This window comes from Thermohalobaculum sediminis (assembly GCF_023487995.1).
GTDB lineage: Bacteria > Pseudomonadota > Alphaproteobacteria > Rhodobacterales > Rhodobacteraceae > Thermohalobaculum > Thermohalobaculum sediminis.
The window spans coordinates 527,180-533,866 of the sequence record NZ_JAMFKN010000003.1 but is presented as its reverse complement, the minus strand read 5'-3'; the positions used below and the strand labels follow the sequence as shown (position 1 = coordinate 533,866).

Annotated in this window: 6 protein-coding genes and 1 tRNA gene; 2 read left to right on the top strand and 5 right to left on the bottom strand. The window is 73.1% G+C overall.

Translation table 11 applies throughout. From position 1 onward, the window contains the following. Positions 1 to 91 precede the first annotated feature (91 nt). The 5 genes from M1105_RS09715 to hemC form a co-directional block, all read right to left on the bottom strand. A tRNA-Thr gene (locus tag M1105_RS09715) sits at positions 92 to 167 on the bottom strand. 301 nt (positions 168 to 468) lie between these two features. After that, the gene (locus tag M1105_RS09710; protein ID WP_249580152.1) at positions 469 to 1,872 is read right to left on the bottom strand and encodes a heme biosynthesis protein HemY; all 1,404 of its coding nucleotides are present in this window, start codon (positions 1,870 to 1,872) and stop codon (positions 469 to 471) included. A gap of 20 nt (positions 1,873 to 1,892) precedes the next feature. Then, entirely contained in the window at positions 1,893 to 3,338 is a 1,446-nt protein-coding gene (locus M1105_RS09705; protein ID WP_249580151.1) for a hypothetical protein, read from the bottom strand. A gap of 111 nt (positions 3,339 to 3,449) precedes the next feature. Continuing rightward, the gene (locus tag M1105_RS09700) at positions 3,450 to 4,202 is read right to left on the bottom strand and encodes a uroporphyrinogen-III synthase (protein ID WP_249580150.1); all 753 of its coding nucleotides are present in this window, start codon (positions 4,200 to 4,202) and stop codon (positions 3,450 to 3,452) included. After that, positions 4,202 to 5,143 (bottom strand): hydroxymethylbilane synthase, encoded by a 942-nt coding sequence (hemC, locus tag M1105_RS09695; protein WP_249580149.1) that lies wholly within the window; start codon positions 5,141 to 5,143, stop codon positions 4,202 to 4,204. Before hemC ends, M1105_RS09700 begins: the two co-directional genes overlap by 1 nt. Before the next feature lie 83 nt (positions 5,144 to 5,226). On the opposite strand from hemC, the gene tsaD reads away from it, so the two are divergent. Further along, on the top strand, positions 5,227 to 6,342 hold the full coding sequence (tsaD, locus tag M1105_RS09690) for a tRNA (adenosine(37)-N6)-threonylcarbamoyltransferase complex transferase subunit TsaD (protein WP_249580148.1): 1,116 nt from the start codon (positions 5,227 to 5,229) through the stop codon (positions 6,340 to 6,342). 65 nt (positions 6,343 to 6,407) lie between these two features. Then, complete coding sequence (locus tag M1105_RS09685) at positions 6,408 to 6,683, top strand: YciI family protein (protein WP_249580147.1); 276 nt, start codon at positions 6,408 to 6,410, stop codon at positions 6,681 to 6,683. The last annotated feature ends 4 nt before the right edge of the window (positions 6,684 to 6,687 follow it).

Sequence of the window (6,687 nt, the reverse complement as noted above, 5' to 3'; positions counted from 1 at the left end):
CTTGTGGTGCTTGTTCGCCATTCTCGATCCTCCTCTGCTTCATCATAGAGGTGGACCAAATCGTCTGGGGAGGCTCATTTCTTGAGAAGGATGGTGCCGGTGAAGGGACTCGAACCCCCGACCCCATCATTACGAATGACGTGCTCTACCAGCTGAGCTACACCGGCATCCTTCTCTGTCGTGGCCCTACTATGGCCCTACTAGTTACAGCGCGCCGCGCCTAACCAACTGGTCTCAAACGTAGTTTGCGAGCGGACCCGCTAATTACGAATGCGTTGCTCTACCAGCTGAGCTACTGCGGCAACTCCGTCGTCTTCGGTCTCAACAGCCTGTCACGGAGGCGGTCTCGGCTTTGCCCGTCAACCCTCCGGAGCACCACGCGGAACGTGCATCTCCCGACGCTGACCGGCAGCCCTCGCCCCGGACGCGGCGGACCATAGTGTCTGGCCCGCCGTTTGGCAAGCGGGGTCAGAGGACGGTCGCGCGGGCGGCGTCGCCGCCATTGCCCTCGGCCGTCGAGGCGGCTGCGCCGTCGCCGCTGCCCTTGGTGCCGCTGCCGTTCGTTCCCTGCCGTGGCGCCGTGTCGTGGGGCGCGGGATCGTCGCCGATGATCAGCGGCAGCATGGCGGCGTTGGCGAGGATCGCGTCGGCGCCGTCGTCGCGCGGGGCGCCCACCGCGCGGGCGAGCCAAGCGCGAACCTCGTTCTCGGGCCGCCCCTCGCCGCGCGCGATGGCGGCCATGATGGCGCAGTAGCGTGCGGTCGGCTCGTTGGCGTCGATGCGCTGGATCTGCGATCGAGCCTCGGCCCAGTCGCGGTTCAGAAGCGCAAGTTCGGCACGGATGAAATGCCCCTCGGGATGGTCGCGGTTCGACTCGAGCAGGCGTTCGAAGCGGCGGCGCCGGGCGGCGGGCGCCTCGTCGGGCTCAAGCGCGGCGAAGGCGGCGGCGAGGCCAGGCGAGGGCGCGACCTTCCAGCCATCCGTGATCAGCTTGGCGGCGGTTCGCGCCTGTCCTGCCGCCGCGAGCAGCCGCGCTGCCGAGCCCACGGCCTCGGGGTTCGCGGGATCGGTCTTGGCCGCCTCGACGGCAAAGCGCATCGCGGCCTCGGCATTCCCCGCCGCCTCGGCGTCCTCGGACTGCGCCAGCGCGAGCATGGCATCCCGGCGCCGTGCCTCGGGCTCGGGCAGGGCCTTGGCGCGGCGCTGGGCGGCGAGCGTGGTGCGCGCGGCGGCCCAGTCGAACTTGCGGCTCTGCAGGGTGTAGAGCGCGTCGAGCACCTCGGCGTCCGAGCCGTTCAGCCCGGCCGCGGTTCGCGCGAGCACCAGCGCCTTCTCGCTGTCGCCGTCCTCCATGGCGAGGCGCAGCAGGCCGCGGACGCCGACGAACTCGGTGCCCTCTCCGTCCGCGAGCGCCTTGTAGTAGATCCGCGCCCGGTCGCGGTCGCCGGCCAACTCGGCCGCCTGGGCGCTGACGAGGCGCGTGAGCTCGGGCTTCTGCAGCAGGCGCTCGGCCTTCTGCGCCTTGGCCTTCGCGCGCCGCGCGTCGCCGCTCTGCAGCGCGACCAGCGCCTGCGTCAACGCGCGCAGGCCGCTGCGCTCGTTCTTGCGGTCGAAGAAGCGGCTGATGGCGGTCTCGTCGCCCATCACGAAGCGCAGGAGCGCGATGGCGAGGCCCACGACCTTGAACAGCAGCCACAGGCCCAGAAAGCCCGCGAGCGTCATCGCCACGAACATCAGCGGCGTCAGCGCGAATTCCCACTCGCCGAAGCGGATGCTGATGCCGCCCGGCGTCTGCATCAGGTGGTTCACGCCGAAGGTGATCGCGGCCACGACCGCGATGAAGAGGGAGATCCTGATGACCGAACCCAGCATGATGCGTCTCTCCCCTAACCTCAGCCCCTGGCGCCCAGCGCGCCGAGCCAGTCGGCCAGCGCCTTGTCCGCCGCCGCGCGCGCGGCGAGCATCTCGAGCCAGCCGCCCATAGCCGCGCGGGCATGTTCGGGCAGCGCCGCGACCTCGGCCTCGGCCGCGCCGGCGTCGCCGGCCTCGAGCTTCGCGCCGACGCGGCTCAGCACCGAGGCCACGTCCTCGCCCTCTCGCGCCACCGTCGGGCGCATGATCACCTGGCTGCGCGCCCAGGCGCCGAGCTGGCCGAGCAGGCCCGGCTCGGCCGACGCTCGGATGTCGGCCGCCAGCGCGGCGCGCGCGGCATCCGGCATCGTGCGGCCAAGTTCGAGCGTGGACGGCACGCCGCCCGCGGCCGCGCCGGCCAGCGGCGCGGGCGCCGTCTCGCCCGAGATCGCCTCGACCTCGGAAAGCTGGGCCTCGAAGGGCTGGCCGGTCCGGGCCCGCTCGGCCAGGGCGCCGATCGCGCGTTCGAGCGCCGAGGCACGCACGGCCTGCTCGAGCTGCGCGAGCTCGCCGTCGCGGCTGGTCTCGACGGCTGCCACGCGCCCGGCCAGCGCATCGAGCTCGGCCCGCAGCCCGGCCAGCGCCTCGGCGGGGGCGGCGGCCCCTGCGGTGGCGGCCACCGCGTCGAGCCGGGCCGTGAGCGCCGCAAGCGCGTCCGCGACCGCCTCGGGCGTCTCGCCTGCAACGACCGAGGGTGCGGCGGCGGGCGGCGCATCGCGCAGCGCCGCGAGCCCGTTGCCCAGCGTCGCCGTCGCTGTCTCGAGATCCGAGATCCGGGCCTCCAGCGCGGTCACCGCCTCGGCCACGCCGACGACGGCCTCCTGCGCGGCGCGTTCGGACAGCGCGGCCTCGACTGCATCGAGCCGGGCGCGCGTGGCGGCGAGATCCTCGCCCAGCGCGTCGATCCGGGCCTGCGCATCCGCCTCGCCGGGCACGAGGTATCTCGCGACCCCTGCGGGCACATGCGGCGCGAGCTTCGGCGCCGCGTAGAGCGCGCCGACCCCGCCGATGATGGAGACCAGCAGCAGCACCAGCATGCGTGCAGCCACGCCCATGCCGTGCTCCTCCTCCTCGTCGGGGACCTCGCGCTCGTCGCGCTCGTCACGCGCCGGGGCAGGGCGCTCGGGCTCGGGCTCGGGCTCGGGTTCGGGCTCGCCTCGGACCTCGGCTGCGGGCTCGGTGTCCTCTCGCCACTCGTCGTTCACGCCCGGATCGTCGCCGGGTGCCGGGCGGCCGTCGCCGGTGCCCTCGTCCGCCTCGGCGGTGGCCGGCTCGACGGCGGGGTCGCTGTTGGCCGTGGGCTTGTCCGTTTCACGCGGCGCCGCCGCTTCGGGCGAAGCGAGTGCGTCGGACTCGTTCTTTGGTTGTGCCGCGGCCGTGTCGTCCTTCGGGTCCGAGGGCCTCTGGTCGTCCTTTGGGCGGTTCATTGCTCTTGGCCCCTTCCTGTCGAATCCCGGTCCGGTGGCAGCCCGTCCCCCGCGAGCGGGAGAGGTGTTCTATAGACTAGGAACCCCGGCGCCTCGGGGCAACGTGCCAAGTCAGGACCGATTGTCACCGTCCCGTGCCTGTACGTCCCCCGCGGCGTGCCACGCCGCCACGATGGCGTCGAGCATGGCGTCGCCGTCGGGGCGTGCGGCCACCGTCACGGCGCCGAGGCCCCCGTCGCGCAACGGACCGGCAGCGCGGTCGGAAATGGCCGCCGCATGCAGGTTTTCGCGCCTCCATGCGGGATTCGCGGCGAATCGGCGCGCCAGGATCGCCGCATTCCGCGGCGACCAGGCAGTGACGACGCAGGGGCGGCCGCTCTCCAGCGCCTGGCAAATGGGCGGAGGCACGGCGCCGGTTTCCTCGGCAGCGTAGAGAATTGCCTCGGCGACCGCGATGCCGTGCCGCGCCAGATGCCCCGCAAGATCCCCCGCCGCATCCTCGCCACGCGGGTGCAGCATGGCCCGCGCGCCGTGGCACGCGGCGAGGCGGGCAAGCGAACGGACGTCGCCATCAGCTGATTCGGCATCCGTAAATCCGGCCTGACGCGCGGCCTCGGCGGTCCGCTCGCCCACGCAAAGCGCGGGCAGATCGCGCCGGGCCGAGGCGCGGGCAAAGGCCGCCACGCCGTTTGCCGAGGTGAACAGGAGCGCGCCCGTTCCGTCCGGGATCGCGACGGGCCCCGGCAGAAAGCGGATCGCGGTCAGCGGCCAGGCGAGCGCGGCGATCCCGAGCGCCGCAAGCCGGGCGACCACGCGGGCCGCTTCCGCCTCGGGCCGCGTGACGAGGACGACCGGGTCGACCATCAAATGTCGAAGAAGCCGGCGCCGCCCAGCGCGCGCAACTCGCCGGCCGCGTTGCGGCCCATGGCGGCGGCGTCCGAGAGCGGCCCGCGCCGCTCGGTGGCGTGGCGGATGGCGCCGTCGGGGCGGATGATCTCGCCGCGGAACCAGAGGTCCGCGCCTTCGATCATCGCAAGACCGCCGATCGGGGTGCGGCACGAGCCGTCAAGGGCGCCGAGGAAGGCGCGCTCGGCGGCAAGGCAAGTGCCCGTTGGGCGGTCGTGGATGGCATCGAGCAGGCCGAGCACACGCGCGTCATCGGCGCGGCTCTCGATCCCGATGGCGCCTTGCGCGACCGCTGGCAGCATCGCGTCGGGTTCGATGGCGGCGCGGATCTCGTGCTCGAGGCCCAGGCGCCGCAGTCCCGCGCAGGCGAGGAATGTCGCCTCGGCCACGCCCTCAGCCAGCTTGCGCATCCGGGTCTGCACGTTGCCGCGAAACTCGACTACCCGAAGGTCGGGCCTGCGATGCAGCAACTGCGCCCGGCGCCTGAGCGACGAAGTGCCGACCACCGCGCCCGCGGGCAGGTCGGCGATGCCGCCATGACGGTGGCTGATGAAGGCGTCGCGCACGTCCTCGCGCGGCAGGAGCGCCGTTATGGCGAGCCCGTCGGGCAGCACCGTCGGCATGTCCTTCATCGAATGGACCGCGATGTCGAGGCTGCCATCCGCAAGCCCGTCCTCGATCTCCTTGGTGAACAGGCCCTTGCCGCCGATCTCGGACAGCGCCCGGTCCTGCACCCGGTCGCCCATCACCGAGACGACGACGATCTCGAACGCCGCTTCGGGCAGGCCATGCGCCGCCATCAGCCGGTCGCGCGTCTCGTGCGCCTGCGCCAGCGCCAGCGGCGAGCCGCGCGTGCCGATGCGCAAGGGTCGGTCGGGGCTGGGCAGGCCTGCGGTCATCTTGGCTCTTTCTGTGGCGGCATCGGCACCTTAGTAAGAGGCGGGACCCGGGCGCGCAACGCCCGCGCGGGCGCGGAGAGCGCATGACGACGGAACTGACCATCCTTGGCATCGAATCGAGCTGCGACGAGACCGCGGCCGCGGTGGTGCGCGCGCGCGGCAAGGTCGGCGTGGCGCAGGGGCCGGGCGCGATCCTGTCGAGCGCCGTGTTCGGGCAGGAGGACCTGCACGCGGCCTTTGGCGGCGTGGTGCCCGAGATCGCCGCCCGCGCCCATGCCGAGCGGCTGGATCTGGTGGTGCGCCGCGCGCTGGCCGAGGCGGGGCTCGGCCTCGACGCCATCGACGCCATCGCGGTGACGGCAGGGCCGGGGCTGATCGGCGGGGTGCTGACGGGGGTGATGGCCGCGAGGGGCATCGCCGCGGGCGCGGGCAAGGCGCTGATCGGGGTGAACCATCTCGAGGGCCACGCGCTCACGCCGCGGCTGACGGACGGAGTGGATTATCCTTACCTGCTGCTGCTCGCCTCGGGCGGGCATTGCCAGCTGATCGCGGTCGAGGGGCTCGGGCGGTATCACCGCCTCGGCTCGACCATCGACGACGCGCCGGGCGAGGCGTTCGACAAGGTGGCGAAGATGCTGGGCCTGGGTTTTCCCGGTGGCCCCGAGGTCGAGCGCCGGGCGGCATCGGGCGACCCTGCCCGCTTCGACCTGCCCCGCCCGCTGATGGACCGCCCGGGTGCGGATATGAGCTTCTCGGGCCTCAAGACCGCCGTGGTACGGGCGCGCGACCGGCTGGTGGCGGCGCAGGGTGGGCTTTTCCTGCGCGACGTGGCCGACCTCTGCGCCTCGTTCCAGGCGGCGGTGGCCGAGGTGCTGGGCGCCAAGACCGCCCGCGCCATGCGCGCCTTCCGGGCGCGGCATCCGGGGCTCGAGGCGCCGGTGATCGCGGTCGCGGGCGGCGTCGCCGCCAATCGGGCCTTGCGCGGCGCGCTCGAGGATGCGGCGCGCGCCGAGGGGTTCCGGGCCGTCGCCCCGCCACTCGCGCTCTGCACCGACAACGCCGCGATGATCGCCTGGGCGGGTGCCGAGCGGCTGATCGCGGGCGAGGCGCCGGGCGAGGTCCGCGCCCGCCCGCGCTGGCCGCTGGACGAAAGTGCCGCGCCCGTCATCGGCTCGGGCAGGAAGGGCGCCAAGGCCTGACGTCCGGGCTTGCGGGCCGCGCGCCGATCGCGCATTGAGAGCCCCGCACGCGAGGGAGGAACGCCATGCTCTATGCCGTCATCTGCATCGACAAGCCTGGGTCCATCGAGATCCGCAAGTCCAACCGCGAGGCGCATCTCGCGCATATCCGCGGGACCGACGGCGCGATCCAGCAGGCCGGACCCTTCCTCGACGCGGCAGGCGAGATGTGCGGCTCTCTCCTGATCTTCGAGGCCCCCGACCGCGCGACCGTCGAGGCCTGGTGCGCGGCCGATCCTTACGCCACGGCGGGCCTGTTCCAGTCGGTCGAGATCCGCGACTGGAAGCGGGTGGTCGGCTGAAACC

Coding starts and splice junctions, on each gene's coding strand:
- M1105_RS09710 (WP_249580152.1), bottom strand. CDS start 1,872: ATGCTGGGTTCGGTCATCAGGATCTCCCTCTTCATCGCGGTCGTGGCC.
- M1105_RS09705 (WP_249580151.1), bottom strand. CDS start 3,338: ATGAACCGCCCAAAGGACGACCAGAGGCCCTCGGACCCGAAGGACGAC.
- hemC (WP_249580149.1), bottom strand. CDS start 5,143: ATGACCGCAGGCCTGCCCAGCCCCGACCGACCCTTGCGCATCGGCACG.
- M1105_RS09685 (WP_249580147.1), top strand. CDS start 6,408: ATGCTCTATGCCGTCATCTGCATCGACAAGCCTGGGTCCATCGAGATC.
- tsaD (WP_249580148.1), top strand. CDS start 5,227: ATGACGACGGAACTGACCATCCTTGGCATCGAATCGAGCTGCGACGAG.
- M1105_RS09700 (WP_249580150.1), bottom strand. CDS start 4,202: ATGGTCGACCCGGTCGTCCTCGTCACGCGGCCCGAGGCGGAAGCGGCC.